At 72.6% G+C, this 22280-nt stretch carries 12 protein-coding genes; 2 read left to right on the forward strand and 10 right to left on the reverse strand.

Going from position 1 to position 22280, the window contains the following annotated elements:
- Window positions 1–11: 11 nt before the first annotated feature.
- From pyk to AC0B61_RS24330, 8 genes are all read right to left on the reverse strand, one after another.
- Window positions 12–1439, reverse strand: coding sequence for a pyruvate kinase (gene pyk / locus AC0B61_RS24295; RefSeq protein WP_471742839.1), 1428 nt, complete (start codon window positions 1437–1439; stop codon window positions 12–14).
- A 94-nt stretch (window positions 1440–1533) separates the two neighbouring features.
- Window positions 1534–2820 carry an acetate kinase gene (locus AC0B61_RS24300; RefSeq protein ID WP_471742840.1) on the reverse strand — a complete coding sequence of 429 codons (1287 nt, stop codon included), beginning with the start codon at window positions 2818–2820 and terminating at the stop codon, window positions 1534–1536.
- Window positions 2817–4982, reverse strand: coding sequence for a phosphate acetyltransferase (pta, locus tag AC0B61_RS24305; RefSeq protein ID WP_471742841.1), 2166 nt, complete (start codon window positions 4980–4982; stop codon window positions 2817–2819). Before pta ends, AC0B61_RS24300 begins: the two co-directional genes overlap by 4 nt.
- A 151-nt stretch (window positions 4983–5133) precedes the next feature.
- On the reverse strand, window positions 5134–5493 hold the full coding sequence (locus AC0B61_RS24310) for a hypothetical protein (RefSeq protein ID WP_471742842.1): 360 nt from the start codon (window positions 5491–5493) through the stop codon (window positions 5134–5136).
- A gap of 50 nt (window positions 5494–5543) precedes the next feature.
- A complete protein-coding gene (gene glgB / locus AC0B61_RS24315) occupies window positions 5544–7979 on the reverse strand; it encodes a 1,4-alpha-glucan branching enzyme (RefSeq protein ID WP_471742843.1) in 2436 nt (811 codons plus the stop codon).
- Window positions 7980–8115: 136 nt separating this feature from the next.
- Window positions 8116–9606: a maltokinase N-terminal cap-like domain-containing protein gene (locus tag AC0B61_RS24320; protein WP_471742844.1), complete on the reverse strand. Its 1491-nt coding sequence runs from the start codon at window positions 9604–9606 to the stop codon at window positions 8116–8118.
- A gap of 276 nt (window positions 9607–9882) precedes the next feature.
- Window positions 9883–11607 carry a maltose alpha-D-glucosyltransferase gene (gene treS / locus AC0B61_RS24325; protein WP_471742845.1) on the reverse strand — a complete coding sequence of 575 codons (1725 nt, stop codon included), beginning with the start codon at window positions 11605–11607 and terminating at the stop codon, window positions 9883–9885.
- Window positions 11604–13559 (reverse strand): alpha-1,4-glucan--maltose-1-phosphate maltosyltransferase, encoded by a 1956-nt coding sequence (locus AC0B61_RS24330; protein ID WP_471742907.1) that lies wholly within the window; start codon window positions 13557–13559, stop codon window positions 11604–11606. Before AC0B61_RS24330 ends, treS begins: the two co-directional genes overlap by 4 nt.
- 1136 nt (window positions 13560–14695) lie before the next feature.
- Between AC0B61_RS24330 and glgP the strand changes: the two genes are divergently transcribed.
- Both glgP and AC0B61_RS24340 read left to right on the forward strand, forming a co-directional pair.
- Window positions 14696–17365, forward strand: a complete 2670-nt coding sequence (gene glgP, locus AC0B61_RS24335) for an alpha-glucan family phosphorylase (protein WP_471742846.1) — start codon at window positions 14696–14698, stop codon at window positions 17363–17365.
- 162 nt (window positions 17366–17527) lie between these two features.
- Window positions 17528–18427, forward strand: coding sequence for a hypothetical protein (locus AC0B61_RS24340; RefSeq protein WP_471742847.1), 900 nt, complete (start codon window positions 17528–17530; stop codon window positions 18425–18427).
- Between the two features lie 96 nt (window positions 18428–18523).
- Here AC0B61_RS24340 and AC0B61_RS24345 read toward each other — a convergent pair whose 3' ends face one another.
- Window positions 18524–20374: an ABC transporter ATP-binding protein gene (locus AC0B61_RS24345; protein ID WP_471742848.1), complete on the reverse strand. Its 1851-nt coding sequence runs from the start codon at window positions 20372–20374 to the stop codon at window positions 18524–18526.
- Entirely contained in the window at window positions 20371–22242 is a 1872-nt protein-coding gene (locus AC0B61_RS24350) for an ABC transporter ATP-binding protein (protein ID WP_471742849.1), read from the reverse strand. Before AC0B61_RS24350 ends, AC0B61_RS24345 begins: the two co-directional genes overlap by 4 nt.
- Window positions 22243–22280 lie beyond the last annotated feature (38 nt).

Genomic DNA, 22280 nt, shown 5'->3' on the forward strand with positions numbered 1-22280 from the left:
GTGCGGGGTGCTCACTCGCCCCGGGTGCCCAGGTGGTGCACCTGCACCATGTTGGTGGTGCCGGGGATGCCGACCGGGACACCGGCGGTGACGATGACGGTGTCGCCGTCGGCGAGCCGGCCGAGCTTCAGCAGCTCCCGGTCGACCTGCGCGACCATCGCGTCGGTGGTGGCCACCTGCTCGGTCACGTACGCCTCGACGCCCCAGCTCAGCGAGAGCTGGTTGCGGGTGGCGACGTCCGGGGTGAAGGCGATCACCGGGATCGGCGAGCGGTAGCGCGACAGCCGGCGGGCGGTGTCACCGGACTTGGTGAACGCGACCAGCGCTTTGCCATCGAGGAAGTCGCCCAGCTCGCACGCCGCGCGGGCGACCGAGCCGCCCTGGGTGCGCGGCTTGCGGCCCGGGTTGAGCGGCTGGAGGCCCTGGGAGACCAGCTCCTCCTCGGCCGTCTCGCAGATCCGGCTCATGGTGCGGACGGTCTCGATCGGGTACTTGCCGACGCTCGACTCGGCGGAGAGCATGACCGCGTCGGTGCCGTCCAGGATGGCGTTGGCGACGTCGGAGACCTCGGCGCGGGTCGGGCGCGAGGCGTGGATCATCGACTCCATCATCTGGGTGGCGACGATGACCGGCTTCGCGTTGCGGCGGGCCAGGGTGACCAGCTGCTTCTGGACCAGCGGCACCCGCTCCAGCGGGTACTCCACGGCGAGGTCGCCGCGGGCGACCATGATGGCGTCGAAGGCGAGGACGATCTCCTCCATGGCCTCGACGGCCTGCGGCTTCTCGATCTTGGCGATGACCGGCACCCGGATGCCGACCTCGTCCATGACCTCGTGGACGTCCTTGATGTCGTCCGCGTTGCGGACGAAGGACAGGGCGACCATGTCGACGCCCAGGCGCAGGGCGAAGCGCAGGTCGTCCTTGTCCTTCTCGGACAGCGCGGGCACGTTCACGGCCGCGCCGGGCAGGTTGATGCCCTTGTTGTTCGAGAGCACGCCGCCCTCGATCACCACGGTCTTCACCCGCGGGCCGTCGACGCTGACGACCTCCAGGGCGATGACGCCGTCGTTGATCAGGATCGGGTCGCCGGGCTTCACGTCGCCGGGCAGGCCCTTGTAGGTGGTGCCGCAGATGTGCTGGTCACCGGGGACGTCCTCGGTGGTGATGGTGAACTCGTCGCCGTTGTCGACGGTCACCGGCCCGTTGGCGAAGGTGGCCAGACGGATCTTCGGACCCTGGAGGTCGGCCAGGACGCCGATGGCCTTGCCGGTGTCCTCCGAGACCTGGCGGACCTTGCGGTACCGCTCCTCGTGGTCCGCGTGGTTGCCGTGGCTCATGTTCAGTCGGGCGACGTTCATGCCCGCTTCGACGATGGCCTTCAGCTGTTCGTAGGAGTCCGTCGCCGGACCCAGGGTGCAGACAATTTTCGCTCGGCGCATATCGATCAGTCTATCCGTTCGTGTTATGCGTGCATTCGGCATGGAGCGGGAGGAATCGCCGACGAATGGTTCCGAGGAGTGAGACGATTTCGTGTCAGTCCGCGGACTCCGACGATTTCCGGGACTGTGGCGCCCCCGCCGCATCCCGGCGTTCCCGGGGCTCCAGGGGGTTCGGGAGCTCCCGGTGCACCAGCGCGAAGGCCTGCCGGGCGATCTCCAGTTCCTCGTCGGTCGGCACCACCGCGACCGCCACCCGGGCGTAGGCGGGCGAGATGATCCGGGGCTCGCCGGAGCGCACCGAGTTCAGTTCCGGGTCGACGGCGATGCCCAGCTCCGTCAGCCCCGCGGTGGCCGCCGCGCGCACCGGCGCCGCGTTCTCCCCGACGCCCGCGGTGAACGCGATCGCGTCCACCCGCCCGAGCACCGCGTAGTAGCCGCCGATGTACTTGCGCAGCCGGTGGACGTACGAGTCGAAGGCGAGCCGGGCGTCCGCGTCCCCCTCGTCGGCCCGGCGCATGATCTCGCGCATGTCGTTCTCGCCGCACAGGCCGCGGAGGCCGCTGCGGCGGTTGAGCAGGTCGTCGATCTCGTCGACGGACAGCCCGCCGACCCGGTGCAGGTGGAAGACGACGCCGGGGTCGATGTCGCCCGAGCGGGTGCCCATGACCAGGCCCTCCAGCGGGGTCAGGCCCATCGAGGTGTCCACGCAGCGCCCGCCGCTGACCGCCGAGGCGGAGGCGCCGTTGCCCAGGTGCAGCACGATGACGTTGACCTCGGCCGGGTCCTTGCCGAGCAGCCGGGCGGTGGCCCGCGAGACGTACTGGTGAGAGGTGCCGTGGAAGCCGTAGCGGCGCACCCGGTGCTCGTCGGCGACGGCCTTGTCGATCGCGTACCGGGCCGCGTACTCGGGCATCGAGGCGTGGAAGGCGGTGTCGAAGACGGCGACCTGCGGCAGGTCGGGCCGCAGCGCGCGGGCCACCTCGATGCCGGTGATGTTGGCCGGGTTGTGCAGCGGGGCGACCGGGATCAGCCGGCGGATCTCCTTGAGCACCTCGTCGGTGATCACGGTCGGCTGGGTGAACCGCTTGCCGCCGTGCACCACCCGGTGGCCGATCGCGGCCAGCTCGGGGGAGTCCAGTCCGAGGCCGTCGGCGGCCAGCTCCTCGGCGACGGCCTTGAGCGCGGCGGCGTGATCCGGGAAGGCCTGCAGCGTCTCGCGCCGGTCGCCCGCGTGCGGGGTGTGCACGAGTCGGCCGCCGGCCTCGCCGATCCGCTCGACCAGCCCGGAGGCCGGGCGGGTGCCGTCCAGCATGTCGATCAGCTGGTACTTCACCGACGAGGATCCGGCGTTCAGCACCAGGACGCGGGTTCCTTCGCTCATGCCTGCGGCTCCTTGTGGCCCTCGGACTGGAACCGGGGCTCGGACTCGGGCTGGGACTGGGACTGGATGGCGGTGATCGCGACGGTGTTGACGATGTCCTGCACCAGCGCCCCGCGCGAGAGGTCATTGACGGGCTTGCGCAGCCCCTGCAGCACCGGGCCGACCGCGACCGCGCCGGCGGAGCGCTGGACGGCCTTGTAGGTGTTGTTGCCGGTGTTGAGGTCCGGGAAGATCAGCACGGTGGCCCGCCCGGCCACCGGCGAGCCCGGCAGCTTGGTGGCCGCGACGCGTGCGTCCACCGCCGCGTCGTACTGGATCGGGCCCTCGACCAGGATGTCCGGCCGCAGCTCGCGGACGATCTCGGTGGCCTTGCGCACCTTGTCGACGTCCGCGCCGGAGCCGGAGGTGCCGGTCGAGTACGAGAGCATCGCGACCCGCGGCTCCACGCCGAACTGGGCGGCGGTGGCGGCGGACTGGATTGCGATGTCGGCCAGCTGCTGGGCGTCCGGGTCGGGGTTGACCGCGCAGTCGCCGTACACCAGCACCCTGTCGGCCAGGCACATGAAGAAGACGGAGGAGACGATCGAGGCGCCCGGCGAGGTCTTGATCACCTCGAAGGCGGGCCGGATGGTCGCCGCGGTGGAGTGCACCGCGCCGGACACCATGCCGTCCGCGATGCCCTCCTGGACCATCAGGGTGCCGAAGTAGGAGACGTCGGTGACCACGTCCAGGGCCAGCTCGACGGTCATCCCCTTGTGGGCCCGCAGCCGCGCGTACAGCTCGGCGAACTGGCGGCGCAGCGGGCTGGTGGTCGGGTCGACGATCCGGACCTGGGCGCGGTCGGCGCCCGGCTCCTCCGGCGGGAGCTCGATGCCGAGGCTCGCGGCCTTGCGGCGCACCGCGTCCGCCTCGCCGAGCAGGGTGAGGTCGCAGATGTTGCGGCGCAGCAGGATCTCGGCCGCGCGCAGTACCCGCTCCTCGGTGCCCTCGGGCAGTACGACGCGGCGGCGGCCGGACCGGGCGCGTTCCAGCAGCTCGTGCTCGAACATCATCGGGGTGACCCGCTCGGACCGGCCGACCTCGATCCGGTTGGTCAACTCGGCGGTGTCGACGTGCAGTTCGAACAGCCCGAGGGCGATCTCGGCCTTCCGCGGGCTGGCCGCGGTGAGCTTGCCCTCCAGGGGGGTCAGGGTCGCGGCGGTCGGCCAGCTGCCCTCCGGGACGACCGCGACCGGGGTGCCGGGGGCGAGCCGCGCGGCCAGGGCCATCACGTTCGGGCCGGGATGCTGGCCGAGGGTGAGCAGCACGCCGGCGATCGGCGGGGCGCCGGCGGCGTGCGCGGCCAGCGAGCCGATCACCAGGTCGGCGCGGTCCCCGGGGGTGACGACCAGCGCGCCCTCGGTCAGCGCGTCGAGGAAGGTCGGCAGCATGGCGCCGCCGAAGACGTAGCCGCGCACGTCCCGGGCCAGGCCCGCGGCGTCGCCGAGCAGCACCTCGGCGCCGGTCGTCTCGACCAGCTGCGCCACGGTCGGCGCGGCCAGGGCCGGCTCCTCCGGGATGACGTAGGCGGGGATCGGCAGCTTCTCGGCGAGGGTGCGCTGGATCTGCTGCCTGGCGCCCGGGGCGACCCGGTTGGCGATCATCGCCAGGGTCTCGCAGCCGAGGTCGGTGTACGCCCGGTGGGCGTTGCGCACCTCGGCGATCACGGCTTCCGGGTCGTCGCTGTGCCCGCCGACCACCGGCAGCACCGCGGCGCCGAACTCGTTGGCGAGGCGGGCGTTGAAGGCCAGTTCGTCCGGGATGTTGGTGTCGGCGAAGTCGGTGCCGAGCACCAGGACGGCCTGGCAGCGCCGCTCCAGCGCGCGGAAGCGGTCGACCAGGACGGAGACCAGCTCGTCCTGGCCCAGCGCGGCCTGCAGCGCGGCGGCCTCCTCGTAGGTGAGGCCGTACAGCTCGGTGCTGGGCTGGTCGATCCGGTACCGGCCGCGCAGCAGCTCGACCACGTGGTCCGAGCCCGGCCGCCCGGGCGCGGCGGCGTGCACCAGCGGGCGGAAGACCCCGATCCGGTCCACCTGGCGGGTGAGCAGTTCCATGACCCCGAGTTCCACCGCCTGCCGGCCGTCCCCCCGGTCGATCCCGGTCACGTACACGCTGCGCGCCACGTGGGTGTCTCCGTCCGTCGCCTCAGAAGGTGGTCATATCGACCATACCTTCGCACCCCGAACGCCCGTCCGCGAGCACAGGCGGCCGGGGCCGGGCAAGGGCGAAGGCCCTGCCAGGCAGGGCCCCGGAGCCCGCCGGCGAGGCGGCCGGTCATCGCGCGGTCGGCCTCCGGTCCCCAAAGAGGTCAGGGCTGGGCCGGGTCTCCGAAGTACTGACCACGCCGACGATCGCGTGGCCGACGAGGCCGGCCGTCGCGCCGCCGACTCGGTGGCTCTCCGCCGATTCGGGGCGATGGCCGTGCAGCCGTCGTTCGGCCAGCACGCCGAGGAGGATCGCGAGAAGCGAGCTGAACGGGTACGCCACCGTCAACTCGGCCGCCGCGAGGAGGGGCCACCACTCGTACTCCAGCCCGATCAGTACGATCGCCTGGCCCGACAGGGCGGCGCCGACGATCCCTCCGACCAGCCGGGTGCGGGCGAGTGCAGCCCAGCAGGCCAGCGGCCACAGCACGGAAGCCCCCCGGAGCGGTTCGCGTTCCGGGGGGCGCGGCGAGGTGCTCGCTAGGCGGGGCGGAGCCAGATGGTGGCGAGGGGCGGGACGATCAGTTCGGCGGAGCGGGGCTGGCCGTCCCATTCGACCGGCTCGGCCTTGACCGGCTGGGAGTTGCCGGTGCCGCTGCCGCCGTAGGCCTCGGCGTCGGTGTTCAGCAGTTCCTCCCACAGCTGGTCGCGGCCGGCCAGGCGGGGCAGGCCGACCCGGCGGCCGTGTCGGACGACCGGGGAGAAGTTGCAGACCGCGACGAGGGGTGAGCCGTCGGCCGCGTAGCGGACGAAGGAGAGCAGGTTGTCCTCGGCGGCGCCGCCGTCGAGCCAGCGGAAGCCGTCCGGGGTGGTGTCCAGTTCCCACAGGGCCGGGGTGTCGAGGTAGTGCCGGTTGAGGTCGCGGACCAGGCGGCGCACCCCGAGGTGGTCGCGGTGGGCCGGCCACTGCGGGTCGAGCACCCACCACTGCGGGCCCTGTTCGTGGTGCCATTCCGCGCCTTGGGCGAACTCCTGCCCCATGTACAGCAGTTGCTTGCCGGGGTGGGACCACATGAAGCCCAGGTAGGCGCGGTGGTTGGCGCGTTGCTGCCACCAGTCGCCGGGCATCTTGGAGACCAGGGACTGCTTGCCGTGGACGACCTCGTCGTGCGAGATCGGCAGGACGTAGTTCTCGGAGTAGGCGTACACCATGGAGAAGGTGATCTCGTTGTGGTGGTACTTGCGGTGCACCGGCTCCTTGGACATGTAGACCAGGGAGTCGTGCATCCAGCCCATGTTCCACTTCAGTCCGAAGCCGAGGCCGCCGGCGTCGGTGGGCCGGGTGACGCCCTCCCAGGCGGTCGACTCCTCGGCGATGGTGACCACGCCGGGGCAGCGCCGGTAGACGGTGGCGTTCATCTCCTGCAGGAAGGAGGCCGCGTCCAGGTTCTCCCGGCCGCCGAACAGGTTGGGCGTCCAGGCGCCGCCTTCGCGGGAGTAGTCGAGGTAGAGCATCGAGGCGACGGCGTCTACCCGCAGGCCGTCGATGTGGAACTCCTCGCACCAGTAGACGGCGTTGGCGACGAGGAAGTTGCGCACCTCCTTGCGGCCGTAGTCGAACTCCAGGGTGCCCCAGTCCGGGTGCTCGGCGCGCAGCGGGTCGGCGGGCTCGTACAGCGGTTCGCCGTCGAAGCGGGCGAGCGCGAAGTCGTCCTTGGGGAAGTGCGCGGGCACCCAGTCGACGATCACGCCGATGCCGTGCCGGTGCAGGGTGTCCACCAGGTGCCGGAAGTCGTCGGGGCCGCCGAGGCGGGCGGTGGGGGCGTAGTAGCCGGACACCTGGTAGCCCCAGGAGCCACCGAAGGGGTGTTCCATCACCGGCATGAACTCCACGTGGGTGAAGTTCAACTCCTTGAGGTAGCCGGGCAGTTCGTCGGCGATGGCACGGTAGCTGGTGAGGTCGGGGCGCCAGGACGGCAGGTGCAGCTCGTACACCGACATCGGTGACCGGTGGTGGGTGGAGCGGGCCCGGCGGGCCATCCACTCGTCGTCCTGCCACGTGTAGGTGGAGGAGGTGACCACCGAGGCGGTTCCGGGCGGGCACTGGGCGGCCCGGGCCAGTGGGTCGGCCTTGTCGAGCACCCAGCCCTGCCGGGTGTGCACCTCGTACTTGTACGTGGCGCCTTCGGCGAGGCCGGGGACGAACAGTTCCCAGATCCCGGACGAGCCGAGCGAGCGCATGGGGTGCCCGGTGCCGTCCCAGTGGTTGAAGTCGCCGATCAGCCGGACTCCGACGGCGTTCGGCGCCCAGACCGCGAAGGCGGTGCCGGCCACGCCGTCGACGGTGCGCACGTGGGAGCCGAGCGCCCGCCACAGCTGCTCGTGGCGGCCTTCGGAGATCAGGTGCAGGTCGAGTTCGCCGAGGGTGGGCGGGGTGCGGTAGCCGTCGTGCTGGCGCAGGGGCTCGCTGCCGGGGTAGCTGACGAGCAGGGAGTAGTCCGGCAGTTCGCCGCCGGCCACCAGCCCGGTGAACAGCCCGCCCTGCTGGTGGGTGAGTTCGGCCGGGCCCTGCGGGGTCTCGACGACGACCCGCTCGGCGAACGGGCGCAGCACCCGGATCGCCGTGCCGCCGTGCACGGGGTGCGCGCCGAGCAGCGCGTGCGGGTCGTGGTGCTGTCCGCTCACCAGCCGCTCCACCTCGGACGGTGGCAGCGGCGCCTCGGGCAGGCGCAGGGCCCCGGACGGGGCGGCGGCCGGCGTGGTGGCCGGTGTGGCGGCCGGCCCGCTCGCCGCCGGGGCCTGGTCCCGGGGCGGCGAGACTTCCCGGTCCTCCCAGTCCTTCCGGTCCTCCTGGTCCTTCCAGTCCTTCGGGTCCTTCCGGGGCTTCCGGGCCTCGGCCGGGGGTGTGCCCGGCCCGGCCAGGAAGGTGGCCGGAACTGGGCGGTTGGTGCGGCCGGTCGGGTCGAGCGGCGTCACGGCGTGGTCCTCCTGCGGCGGGGGTGGGCGAACTCCGGCGGGCGGTGCGGAAGCGGCGGTGCGACGAGCGGGCGGTAGGTGGAGCGGGAGAGCAGGGGGCGGGAGAACGAGGGACGGAAGCGCGGGGAGCGGCGGATCAGACGGACAGGGCGAGCCGGTTGATCGCGGCCAGCGGGATCGGCAGCCAGCTGGGCCGGTGCCGGGCCTCGTACACGACCTCGTACACCGCCTTGTCGATCTCCAGTGCCCGCATCAGTTCCGGTGAGGCCGCCGGGTCGGCGCCGCCGCCGGCGGTGTAGCCGGCGCTGAAGGCGGTGCGGTTGCGCTGGGCCCAGGCGGCGGCGAGGTGGGCCAGTTCCGGGTCGACGGGGCCGCCGGCCAGCAGGTGGGCGGCCGCGTAGTCGAAGGAGCGGAGCATCGCGGCGACGTCGCGCAGGGCGGGCTGCGGTTCGCGGCGCTCGTTGACGGATTTGGCGGGTTCGCCCTCGAAGTCCAGCAGGACCCAGCCGTGCGGGGTCCGCATGGCCTGTCCGAGGTGGAGGTCGCCGTGGATGCGCTGGACCGGCAGGCCGTCCGGGTGGGCGTCGGCGAGCTGTTGGAAGGCGGTGCGCAGTGCGGCCCGGAAGCGCAGCAGCCCGGGGACGGCGGCGACGGCGCTGTCGAGCCGGTCGGCCATCGCGGTGGCGAGCCGTCCGGTCTGGGTGCGGTCGAGTCGGGCGACCGGCATGGAGCGGGCGAGGACCCGGTGGACTTCGGCGGTGGCCCGGCCGAGCCGGTGGGCCTCGATGGCGAAGTTGCCGGGGGAGCGGTCGCCCTTGAGCCGGCCGACTTGGTCGAGGGCGAGTTCCCAGCCGTCCTCGGCGTCGGGCAGGTAGCGCTGGAGCAGGCCGAGGGTGGCCGGTTCGGCGCGTTCCATCCGGCTCTCGAACCAGGCGGCGACCCGGGGGATGCGGGTGGAGCCGGCCCGGGAGAGCGCGAGGGAGAGTTCGAGGTCGGGGTTGGTGCCGGGGTGGATGCGGCGGAACAGTTTGAGGATGTACGAGGTGCCGTAGATGACCGAGCTGTTGGACTGTTCGGCGGTGGAGGCGCGGCCGGGGAGGTTGGCGGGGAGTCCGGAGCCGGGGGTGCGGCGGAAGGACAGGGAGCCGAAGCGGTCGCCGGTGGCGAGGTGTTCGAGGAGGCGTCCGGTGAGTTCGGGGTCGTGCACCGCGTCGTAGAGGGTCGCGCCGTCGTACGGGCCCTGGTTGAGCCGGCCGAGTACCGCGCCGGGTCCGATGTCCCCGAGCCCGTTCGAGCGGATTCCGAGGAGCAGCTGGTAGATGTCCCCGTGGGGGGCGCCGGCCGTGGTGGCGTGTTCGACCCGCAGCAGCAGGTGCAGCAGGGCGGGATCGCCGACCTGCAGCGGGGTGCCGACGACTGGGGTGAGGCCGGTGATGGGCCGTCCTTTTCCGGCGTACCAGCGCTGGGTGGGCAGCCACGCGGCGATCAGTGGCAGCGCCGCCTGGACGAGTTCGCTGACCCCCAGGGCGGTTCTCCGGGCCCCGGTGCCCCGCGCGCCCGTCGGCGCGGCGGAGCCGGCCGGGGCGTCGTCCTGCACATGGGCTTGAGAACGGGAGATTTCGGACATGACTCCCTTTCCCCGGAAGTACGCGGACTGCCCGACGGGTCGTGGCCGGGTCCGTCAGTCTTCCGGATTTCGGCGGCGCGGCGGTCGCGGCACGCGAGCGTGGCTCGGGTGTCACGCCTTCGTGTGGGTGGCCGTTGGGCTGTTCTCCGTACGCGGCGGTGCAGAGAACTCCGGGGGCGCCGGGCTCAACTGGCGCCCCCGGAGGGTCTGGTGGTGCGGTCGGCGCGGGTGCGGTCGGCGCTGGTCAGACGGGGCGTGGTGGGGTGCGGCGGATCGTTACTTCGACCGCCTGGTCCCGCTCAGGCGCGGGGGCTGCCGGAGCTGGAACCAGTAGAAGCCGTGCCCGGCCAGGGTGAGCAGGTAGGGCCACTCGCCGATCGACGGGAAGCGCACCCCGCCGATCAGCTCGACCGGGTACCGGCCGCCGTACTGCCGCAGGTCCAGTTCGGTCGGCTGCGCGAACCGCGAGAAGTTGTTCACGCACATGACCAGGTCCCCCTCGTACTCGCGCACGAAGGCCAGCACGGCGGGGTTGCTGGACGGCAGTTCGGCGTAGCTGCCGAGGCCGAACGCCGGATTGAGCTTGCGGATCTCGATCATGCGACGCGTCCAGTGCAGCAGCGAACTCGAACTGCTCTGCTGCGCCTCGACGTTGGTCACCTGGTAGCCGTACACCGGATCCATGATGGGCGGCAGACTGAGCCTGCCCGGGTCGGCGGAGGAGAAACCCGCGTTGCGGTCCGGGGTCCACTGCATCGGCGTGCGCACGCCGTCGCGGTCGCCGAGCCAGATGTTGTCGCCCATCCCGATCTCGTCCCCGTAGTAGAGGACGGGCGAGCCGGGCAGGGAGAACAGCAGGGCGGTGAACAGCTCGATCTGGTTGCGGTCGTTCTCCAGCAGCGGGGCGAGCCGGCGCCGGATGCCCACGTTGGCGCGCATCCGGGGGTCCTTGGCGTACTCCGCGTACATGTAGTCGCGCTCCTCGTCGGTGACCATCTCCAGGGTCAGCTCGTCGTGGTTGCGCAGGAAGATGCCCCACTGGCAGCCGCCGGGGATCTGCGGGGTCTTGGCGAGGATCTCCGACACCGGGTAGCGCGACTCGCGGCGCACCGCCATGAAGATCCGCGGCATCACCGGGAAGTGGAACGCCATGTGGCATTCGTCGCCGCCCGAGGTGAAGTCGCCGAAGTAGTCGACGACGTCCTCCGGCCACTGGTTGGCCTCGGCGAGCAGCACGGTGTCGGGGTAGTCGGCGTCGATCTCCTTGCGGACCCGCTTGAGGAACTCGTGGGTCTCCTGCAGGTTCTCGCAGTTGGTGCCCTCGCGGGCGAACAGGTACGGCACCGCGTCCAGCCGGAAGCCGTCGATGCCGAGGTCGAGCCAGAACCGCAGCCCGGCGATCATCTCGGCCTGGACCCGGGGGTTGTCGTAGTTGAGGTCCGGCTGGTGCGAGAAGAAGCGGTGCCAGTAGTACTGCTTGCGGACCGGGTCGTAGGTCCAGTTGGAGGTCTCGGTGTCGACGAAGATGATCCGGGCGTCCGGGTACTGCTTGTCGTCGTCGGCCCACATGTAGAAGTCGCCGTACGGCCCGTCCGGGTCCGTCCGGGAGGCCTGGAACCACGGGTGCTGGTCGCTGGTGTGGTTCATGACGAAGTCGATGATCACGCGCATGCCGCGGGCGTGCGCGGCGTCGACGAACTCCATGAAGTCGGCGAGGTCGCCGAACTCCGGCAGCACCGAGGTGTAGTCGGACACGTCGTACCCGCCGTCGCGCAGCGGCGAGGCGAAGAACGGGGGGAGCCAGAGGCAGTCGATCCCGAGCCACTGGAGGTAGTCGAGCTTGGCCGTGAGCCCCTTGAGGTCCCCGACCCCGTCGCCGTTGCTGTCCTGGAAGGACCGCACCAGCACCTCGTAGAACACCGCACGCTTGAACCACTCCGGGTCCAGGTTCTTCTTCGAGGTCTCCGGGAAGGTGTCGGGAACGGGCTCGTTCACTGTCACGCTGGGTTCCTCCGAACCGTGAGGAGGTGAGCCGGCTCGGCTGAGGGATCGAGCCGGACGTAGTTGTGCCGGCCCCAGGTGTAGACGGCGCCGGTGAGCTCGTCGTGCACCGCGTACGGGCCGTCGCCGTCGAGGGTGACGGTGGCCTCCTGGACGTGGTGCGGGTCGAGGTTGACCACGGTGACGACCTGGTCGGTGAGGCCCTCGGGGGTGGTCGCGGTCTTGGAGTAGGCGATCACCTGGTCGTTGTCGGTGGGGTGGAAGCGCAGGTCGCGCAGCTGCTGGAGGGCGGGGTGGCGCCGGCGCAGCCGGTTCAGCACGGTCAGCAGCGGGGCGAGGGTGTCGGTGCGGGTCCAGTCGCGCGGGCGCAGCTCGTACTTCTCCGAGTGCAGGTACTCCTCGGAGCCCGGGTGGGCGGGCTCGTTCTCGTACAGCTCGTAGCCGGCGTAGACGCCGTAGCTGGGGGAGAGGGTGGCGGCGAGCACGGCGCGGATCGCGAAGGCGGCGCGGCCGCCGTGCTGGAGGTAGCCGTGCAGGATGTCGGGGGTGTTGGCGAAGAAGTTGGGGCGCATGTAGGCGGCCGTGTCACCGGTGAGTTCGGTGAGGTACTCGGTGAGTTCGGGTTTGTCGGTGCGCCAGGTGAAGTACGTGTACGACTGGTGGAAGCCGATCTTCGCCAGGGTGTGCATCATCGCGGGGCGGGTGAATGCCTCCGCCAGGAACAGGACGTCCGGGTCGGTGCGGGCGATGTCGGCGAGCACCTTCTCCCAGAACACGACCGGCTTGGTGTGGGGGTTGTCGACCCGGAAGATCCGCACGCCGTGGGCCATCCAGAACCGAAGGATTCGAACGGTTTCCTTGACGATTCCGTCCATGTCCTGATCGAAGTTGATCGGATAGATGTCCTGGTACTTCTTCGGCGGGTTCTCGGCGTACGCGATGGTGCCGTCCGCGCGGTGGCTGAACCATTCCGGGTGCTTGTTCACCCAGGGGTGGTCCGGGGAGCACTGGAGGGCGAAGTCCAGCGCCACCTCCAGGTGCAGCGCCCGGGCCTCGGTGACGAAGTGGTCGAAGTCCTCGATGGTGCCGAGGTCGGGATGGACGGCGTCGTGGCCGCCCTCGGGGGAGCCGATCGCCCAGGGCGAGCCGACGTCGTGCGGACCGGCCGTCAGGGTGTTGTCCGGCCCCTTGCGGAAGGCTCGGCCGATCGGGTGGACCGGCGGCAGGTAGACCACGTCGAAGCCCATCGCGGCGACGGCGGGCAGCCGCTCGGCGGCGGTGCGCAGGGTGCCCGAGCGCGGCGGCTCGACGCCGTTCGGGTCCACCACGGCGCCCTCCGAACGGGGGAAGAACTCGTACCAGGAGCCGAACAGCGCGCGCTCGCGGTCCACCTGCAGCGGCAGCGGACGGGAGGCGCTGAGCAGTTCGCGCAGCGGGTAGCGGGCCAGCAGCTCCAGCACCTCGGGGGCGAGCGCGGCGGCCAGCCGGGACAGCGGCGTCAGGCCCGGGTCGCGCAGTGCGTCGGCGGCGGCCAGCACGTGCGCCCGGCCCTCCTTCTTCGGCACCCCGGTCGCGGCCTGCTCCAGCAGCCGGGCGCCCTCCTCCAGGACCAGCGCGGTGTCGATCCCGGCGGGCAGCTTCACCGAGGCGGTCCTGCGCCAGGTGGCGACCGGGTCGCTCCACGCCTCCACCAGGTACGACCAGCGGCCGGGCGCCGTCGGGGTGACGTACGCGCCCCAGCGGTCGGTGCCCTCGGCGAGCTCGCGCATCGGCGTCCACGGGCCGCTGCGGCCGCGCGGGTCGCGCAGCACCACGTTGGCGTTGACGGCGTCGTGGCCCTCGCGGAAGACGGTCGCGGTGACCAGGAAGGTCTCGCCGACGACGGCCTTGGCCGGGCGGCGGCCGGCGTCGACGAGGGGGCTGACGTCAAGGACGGGGATGCGGCCGATCACGGTGTCGCTCTCTGTCTTGCGGGCGGAGGACTTGGCGGCGGGTTTGGCAGTCGGTTTGGCAGCCGGTTTGACAGCCCGTTTTGCGGCCGGTTCGGCGGCGGGTGCGGCAGCCGGCTTGGCGGCGCTCTTGGCGGCGGGCCTGCGGCGCGGCGCGGTGTCGGCCCCGGCGCCGGCCTCGGGGGTGGCGGTCGACGCGGTGGCGGTGGTGCGGCGCGTGGTGGTGCGCCTGCGGGGTGCCGCGGTCCGGTCCTCCTCGGCCCCGGGTTGTCGGGCCGCTGCGGAGGGCTGGGCTGCGGGGGGTTGAGCTGCGGAGGGCTGTGCTGCGGGGGGCTGGGCTTCGGAGGATCCGGCACGCACCGCCCCGGACGTCCTGGGCGCCGGCATCGCCGGATCTGTCCGAGTGTCAGAATCCATCCGTCCGGCCGATTCCGCGACCGCTGCGTCGATGGTTTCGGCCACCGGTGTGGACTGGTCCCACGTGTCGCCGTGCATGCCAAACTCCTGCCCGAGATCGGCGGCGGCTCCCGCGGGCCGGGGTCGGGCCAGGGGAGTGCCGGGAGGACTGCTGGGTGGGGAGGACGTGCGACCGGAGCCTGCCCGCGCCGCCGTCCCCGGCAACCTGCCCGGCGCCCGCCGTGCCGGTGGCGGGATGCCCCGGAACCCGTGCGCGTCCCGGCGCACGCCTCCGGGGGCACGCCCCTGGGCGGCCCGGTCCACCCGTGAACGAGCGGGCCGGGCACGAGGACACGCGTGGGCGCGCGGTGAGCGCCGAATGGGCTAGGAAGAACGGGAACGGCCAACGCGAAATGGATTCGGACGTGCTGCTTCAAGGCGGGCGCCACCCGTCGCCGCACTTGCCGCAGCATCAACGACCTTCGGCCATCCTCGCATCGGCGACAAGGTTTTTGCAGCGGTACGACAGGAGTTTCGGGCCTTCTCGCGGGTGGATGCGCCATCGGAAATGGGCCCGTACCGCAGAGTTCACGCATTGGTAGCGCGGCCTCTCGAAATGTGCGCCGCGCGCGCCCCCTGTGCAGTCCAATGCGCCGAATGCGATCTCATCAATAGCCCGAACGGATGCCCAATAGCCCACTTGACCCACTGTCGGGCAGACCGCCGCGGCTACGCTTCACGCCGTGAAGGCAATCCGCAGATTCACCGTCCGCACCGTCCTGCCCGAACAACTCCAGCCGCTGCACGAGCTGGCCCTCAACCTGCGCTGGTCCTGGCACCCCGAGACCAGGGACCTGTTCCGGTCCGTGGACCCGGAGGTCTGGGCCGCGACCGGGGAGGACCCGGTGCGGCTGCTCGGGGAGGTCCCGGCCGTCCGGCTCGCCGCGCTCGCCACCGACCGGCGGTTCCTGCGCAGACTCGGCGACCTCGCCGACGACCTGCGCGACTACCTGACCGGCCCGCGCTGGTACCAGGCCCGCCGGCCGGAGACCGAGGCTGCCCCGCTGCCCGCCGCGATCGCCTACTTCTCGCCCGAGTACGGCATCGCCGCCGCGCTGCCCCAGTACTCCGGCGGGCTCGGCATCCTGGCCGGCGACCACCTCAAGGCCGCCAGCGACCTCGGCGTCCCGGTCATCGGCGTCGGGCTGTTCTACCGGCACGGCTACTTCCGGCAGTCCCTGAGCCGGGACGGCTGGCAGCAGGAGCGCTACCCGCTGCTCGACCCGGACGAGCTCGCGGTCAGCCCGCTGCGGGAGGCCGACGGCACCCCCAGCCGGGTCGACCTCGCCCTGCCCGGCGGCCGGACCCTGGCCGCGCGGATCTGGAAGGCCCAGGTCGGCCGGGTGCCGCTGCTGCTGCTCGACTCCGACATCGAGGCCAACTCCCCGGCCGAACGCGACATCACCGACCGGCTGTACGGCGGCGGCAGCGAGCACCGGCTGCTGCAGGAGATGCTGCTCGGCATCGGCGGCGTCCGGGCGGTGCGCGCCTACTGCCGGCTCACCGGGCACCCCGCCCCCGAGGTCTTCCACACCAACGAGGGCCACGCCGGCTTCCTCGGCGTCGAACGGATCCGCGAGCTGGTCGCCGAGGACGCCGCCGGCCTGGACTTCGCCGCCGCCCTGGAGTCCGTCCGGGCCGGCACCCTGTTCACCACCCACACGCCCGTCCCGGCCGGCATCGACCGCTTCGACCGCGACCTGGTCGCCCGGCACTTCGGCGGGGACGCCGCGCTGGCCGGCGTGCCGGTCGACCAGGTGCTCGCGCTCGGCGCCGAGACCTGGCGCGGCGGGGATCCGAAGCTGTTCAACATGGCCGCCATGGGCCTGCGGCTGGCCCAGCGCGCCAACGGCGTCTCCACCCTGCACGGCGCGGTCAGCCGATCGATGTTCCACGGCCTCTGGCCCGGCTTCGACCCCTCCGAGGTGCCGATCACCTCGGTCACCAACGGCGTGCACGCCGCCACCTGGATCGACCCGGCGGTGGTCCGGCTCGGCGCCGCCGAGATCGGCGCCGAGCGCGCCGAGGAGGCGATGACCACCGGCGAGGTCACCCGCTGGACCGGCCTGGAGGCGATCGGCAACGCCGAGATCTGGGACCTTCGCCGCAGCCTGCGCGCCCAGCTGGTGGACGAGGCCCGCCGCCGGCTGCGCGCCTCCTGGCGCCAGCGCGGGGCCGGCGACGCCGAACTGGGCTGGGTCTCCTCGGTGCTCGACCCCGACGTGCTCACCATCGGCTTCGCCCGCCGGGTGCCCTCGTACAAGCGGCTCACCCTGATGCTGCGCGACCAGGAGCGGCTGCGCGCCCTGCTGCTGCACCCCACCCGGCCGGTGCAGATCGTGGTGGCCGGCAAGGCCCACCCGGCCGACGACGGCGGCAAGCGGCTGATCCAGCAGATGGTCGCCTTCGCCGACGACCCGGCCGTCCGGCACCGGATCGTGTTCCTGCCGGACTACGACATGGCGATGGCCCAGCACCTCTACCCGGGCTGCGACGTCTGGCTGAACAACCCGCTGCGTCCGCTGGAGGCCTGCGGCACCTCCGGGATGAAGGCCGCGCTCAACGGCTGCCTCAACCTGTCCGTCCTGGACGGCTGGTGGGACGAGTGGTACGACGGCCGCAACGGCTGGGCGATCCCCACCGCCGACGAGAGCGGCGGGGCGCTGGACCCGGACAGCGGCGAGGCCGAGCGGCGGGACGACATCGAGGCGGCCGCGCTCTACGACCTGATCGAGGACCAGGTCGCCGGCCGGTTCTACGACCGGGACGCGGACGGGCTGCCGCACCACTGGATCGCCATGGTGCGGCACACCCTGGTCACCCTCGGGCCCAAGGTGCTGGCGGGGCGGATGGTCCGGGAGTACGTCGAACGTCTGTACGCCCCGGCCGGGCTGGCCCAGCGGGAGCTGGCGGCGGACCGCCACCGCGGCGCGCGGGAGCTGGCGGTCTGGAAGGCGAAGGTCCGGGAGGCCTGGCCGGCCGTCCGGGTCGAGCACGTCGAGGCGGACTGCCCGGCCGAGGCCCAGGAGCTGGGCAGCTCGCTGGCGCTGCGGGTGCAGGTGGCGCTCGGAACGCTGCAGGCCGGCGACGTCGAGGTGCAGGTGGTCTCCGGCCGGGTGGACGAGTCGGACGGCATCGCGGACGCCTGCGTGCTCGCCCTCAAGCCCGTCGGCGGGCCGGACCTGGACGGCCGCACCCGCTACGAGGGCTCGCTGGAGCTGTGCCGGACGGGCCCGTTCGGCTACACCGTCCGGGTGCTGCCCGCCCACCCGCGGCTGGCCTCCCCGGCCGAGCTGGGGCTGGTCGCGCTGCCGGCCGAGTCGACCGGGATGGACGCGGGGCTGCTGCGCTGACGCCACGGCGGGCCGGCGCCCGCTGGTCGACCCTCCGGCGGACGACCGCCGGGCGGTCGACCGCAAGGGGGGAGCGCCGCACGGGGGTGGCTGCCGTCCGGAGTGCCACGGACGGCAGCCACCCGGTTGCCCGGAGTGTCGGGCGGGGGGAACGTGACGGTCATGACGCGAACCATGCGCGTGGCCGGCCTCGCCGCGCTGTCCGTCCTCCTCCTGGCGTGGCCGGCCCAGGCCGCCACCACCCCGCTCGCGGCGCCACCGGCGACCGCGCAGCTGTCCGTCGAGCTCTGCCCGCCCCAGGACCCGGTGGTGCCGGGCGAGACCGGAACGCTGGAGGTGCGGGTCACCAACCGGGGCCCGGCGGCCACCAGCGACGCGACCCTGGTGGTCGTGCACTTCCCGGCGCCCGGTGTGGTGCGGTCGGCCGAGCCGCCGGTGACCCTCACCTACTTCGGCACGGGCAGCTCGTACGGGATTCCGGCCGGCCTGGCGCCGGGGGCGACCTCGGTCGAGCGGCTGGCGCTGTACGTCGCGCCGATCACCTCGCCGTTCGTCACGATCAGCGGCGACGTCCAGGCCTTCTACCCGGGTGACCCGGACCAGTCCGGCCACACCACGCCGTACAGCCTCACCACCGCCGACACCCGGGCCCACTTCATGGTGGGGGCCTCCTCCGCCTGGTCGGCCGGCCACCCGGTGCTGCAGCCGGGCGACTTCACCGGCAAGCCCGGCGCGACCATCACCCTGCCGCTGTGGGTGTACAACGCGGGCCCCTCGTACTCGACCCACCCGGTCGACGTGGCGATCACCACGCCGGAGCACACCACGCTGACCGGCGCGGCGCCGTACAACTGCACGGCGACCGGGGCACGGACGCTGACCTGTCACCTCCCGACCGGGCCGCGCTACCAGAACGCGGTCTTCATCGACCCGGCCGTGGTGATCGATCCGGCGACCGTCGCCGGACAGGTGCTGCCCGGCGGGACGCTGGACGTGGTGGCCGCGCAGGAGGACTGCCCCTCGCCGGACTGGCACACCACCTACTCGGTCGACGTCGACTGACGGCGCGGCAGAACGTGGAGGCCCGCCCGGGTGCGTAACGGCGCACCCGGACGGGCACATTCATGGGCCGGGGTGCCGGGCACCCCGTGGCCGGCTCTAGACCAGGCTGTCCCGCCAGGCCCGGTGCAGGGCGGCGAAGCGGCCGGAGCCGTCGATCAGCTCGCGCGGCGAACCGTCCTCCACGATCCGGCCCTGGTCCATCACCAGGACGCGGTCGGCGATCTCCACGGTGGACAGCCGGTGGGCGATGATCACCGCCGTCCGGCCCGCCAGCACCGTGCGCATCGCCCGCTGGACGGCCTGCTCGCCGGGGACGTCCAGGGAGCTGGTCGCCTCGTCCAGGATCAGTACCGCCGGGTCGGCCAGCAGGGCGCGGGCGAAGGCCACCAGCTGGCGCTGGCCGGCCGAGATCCGGCCGCCGCGCTTGCGCACGTCGGTGTCGAAGCCGTCCGGCAGTGCGGCGATGAACTCGTAGGCGCCGATGTCGCGGGCGGCCTGCTCGACCTCCGCGCGGGTGGCGCCGGGGCGGCCGATCGTGATGTTCTCGGCGACGGTGCCGGAGAACAGGAAGGACTCCTGGGTGACCATCACCACCCCGCGCCGCAGTTCGGGGCCGGGCAGCTCGCGCAGGTCCACGCCGTCCAGCCGGATCCGGCCTTCGGTCGGGTCGTAGAAGCGGGCCAGCAGCTTGGCGACCGTCGACTTGCCGGCGCCGGTCGCGCCGACCACCGCCACCGTCTGACCGGCGGGGACCAGCAGGTCGAAGGGCGCCAGGACCTGCTTGCCGGTGCGGTACGCGAAGCCCGTCCGCTCGAAGGACACCTCGCGGCCCCGGCCCTTCCCGGCCGTCCGCGGCAGTTCCTTCGGCTCGGCCGGCTCGGCGACGGTCGGCTCGTGGGCGAGCAGGCCGGCGATCTTCTCCAGCGCGGCGGCGGCCGACTGGTAGCTGTTCAGGAACATCGCCAGCTGGTCGATCGGGTCGTAGAGCCGGCGCAGGTAGAGCGTGAACGCGGTGAGCGCGCCCAGCGCCAGCGAGTCGTCGACGACCAGGTAGGCGCCGAACAGCACCACGCCGGTGAGCCACAGGTTGGCGGTGGCGCGGGAGAGCCCGACGTAGCGGGCGATCTCCAGCAGGCCGTCCGCGGTGGCGGTGGCGGACTGCCGGTTGACCGCGGCGAAGGCGGCGTCGTTGGCCTTCTCGCGGCGGAAGGCCTGCACCGGGCGGATGCCGTTCATCGTCTCGGTGAAGCGGACGATCAGTGAGGCGGCCGAGGTGCGGGAGCGGCGGTAGACCCGGCGCGAGCGGCGGCGGAACGAGCGGGCGATCAGGCCCAGCGGCACGGTGGACACCAGCGCGGCCAGGCCGAGGCGCCAGTCCAGCACCAGCAGCAGCACCGAGATGTAGCAGACCGACAGGAAGACGGTCAGCAGCTCCTGCAGGCCCTCGGAGAGCAGTTCGCGCAGCGCGTCGATGTCGCTGGTGGCCCGGGAGATGATCCGGCCCGAGGTGTAGCGCTCGTGGAAGTCCAGGCTCAGCCGCTGGGCGTGCCGGAAGATCCGGCCGCGCAGCTCCAGCAGGATGTCCTGGTTGACCCGGGCGCTGATCTTGATGAACAGCCACTGCAGCACGGGGCTGAGCAGCGCGCAGAACAGGTAGCCGGCGACCACCGCGACCAGCGGGCCGGAGTCGTGCTCGCGCAGCGCCGGGACGGCACGGTCCATCGCCACCGCGACCAGCAGCGGGCCGGACTGCAGGGCGGCCTGCTGGACCAGGATGACCACCATCGCGACGGCGATCCGGGCCCGGTGCGGGCCGAGCAGCGAGCGCAGCAGCGCCCGGGGGGCGCCGGGCGGGACGGGGATGTCCTCCTCGTCGGCCGGTGGCGGGGGCAGCTGGTCCTCGGCGTCGGCGGGTCCGGTCCGGGTGGGTTCCACGGTCGTGGTCACGGGGCTGTACTTCCTTCGGGCACGAGACTTCCTCCGGGCGCGACGGCGGCCTCGCCGGACATCAGTTCGCGGTAGTGCGCACAGTCGCGCAGCAGCTCCTGGTGGGTGCCGACGGCCTCGATCCGGCCGCCCGCCAGCACGGCGACCCGGTCGGCGAGCAGCACGGTGCTGGGACGGTGGGCGACCACCAGGGCGGTGGTGGTGCCGAGCACGTCGCGCAGGGCGCGTTCGACCAGCGCCTCGGTGTGCACGTCCAGGGCGGAGAGCGGGTCGTCCAGGACCAGGAAGGCCGGGTCGCCGACCACCGCGCGAGCCAGCGCCAGGCGCTGGCGCTGACCTCCGGACAGGCTCAGGCCCTGCTCGCCGACCTCGGTGTCCACGCCCTCGGGGAGGATGCCGACGAAGCCGGCCTGGGCGGTGTCGAGGGCGGAGCGCAGCTGCTCCGCGCTCGCGCCCGGGGCTCCCATCAGGACGTTCTCCCGGACGGTGGCGGAGAACAGCGTGGGCTCCTCGAAGGCGACCGCGACGAGCTCGCGCAGCCGCTCCCGGGGCAGGTCGCGGATGTCCCGGCCGTCCAGCGTGATGGTGCCGGCGGTGGCCTCGTAGAGCCGGGGGAGCAGTGCGGTGAGCGTGGTCTTGCCGCTGCCGGTGGCGCCGACCAGGGCCATCGTCTCGCCGCTGCGGATGTGCAGGTCGATGCCGCTCAGCAGGTCGGGGCTGCCCTCGGGGGCGTCGGGGTAGCGGAAGCGGACGCCGGTGAAGCGGATGCCGTCCCGGGTGGCGAGGCCGGTGGCGAGGCCGGTGGCGAGGCCGGTGGCGGTGCCGGTGGCGGTGCCGGGGTCCGGGGTGTCGGGCTCGTCCAGCACCTCGAAGAAGCGGTCGGTGGCGGTGGCGGCCTCGTTGGCGTACGCGAGCAGCCAGCCGAGCGATTCGACCGGCCAGCGCAGCGCGAGCGCGGTGGAGAGGAAGGCGACCAGGCCGCCGGCGCTCAGCTCGTCGTGGGCGACCAGGTAGGCGCCGACGGCGAGGGCGCAGCCGAGGACGACCTCCGGCAGGCCGACGATGACGGCCCAGAGGTTGGCGAGCAGGTGCGCCTTGCGCAGCTCGGTACGGCGCAGCTCCTGGGACCGGGCGCGGAAGCGTTCGGCCATCGAGCGGTGGCGGCCGAAGGCCTTGAGGATCCGGATGCCGAGGACGGACTCCTCGACCACGGTGGCGAGGTCGCCGTTCTGGTCCTGGGCGAGGCGGGCGGCGCCGGAGTAGCCGGCCTCGAAGCGCCGGGTGAGCAGGAACAGCGGGCCGACGGGGATCAGGGCGATCAGCGCGAGCCGCCAGTCCTGGGTGAACATCAGCACCGTGCCGGCCAGGAACATCACCGAGTTGACGATCAGGAAGACCAGCGGGAAGGCCAGGAACAGCCGCATGGTGTACATGTCGGCGGTGGCCCGGGAGAGCAACTGGCCGGAGCCCCAGCGGTCGTGGAAGGAGACCGGCAGCCGTTGGAGCTTGGCGAAGAGGTCGCCGCGCATCGCCGTCTCCAGCCCGGCCAGGGGGCGGGCCAGCACCACCCGGCGGGTGTAGAACAGCCCGGCTTCGAGGAGGCCCACGAGCAGCAGCAGGCCGACCAGCGGCCAGAGGGCGGCCAGGTCGTGCTGGGCGAGCGGGCCGTCCACGATCCGGCCGAGGATCACCGGGACGGCGAGTGTGTTCAGCATGCCGAGCGTGGCCGCCGTCACCGACACGGCCAGTCGGCTGCGGACGGCGCGGGCGTACGGCCACAGGCGCAGCAGGGAGCGGGCCGTGCTGCGGCGCGGCCCGGGGGGTCCGTCGGCGGGCGGGTTGTCGGTGTCTTGTCGGTTCTCGGCCATCGCGGTGAGGGTAGGCAGAGAAGCCGTCACTTCTCATC

The organism is Kitasatospora sp. NPDC023385 (genome assembly GCF_055664045.1).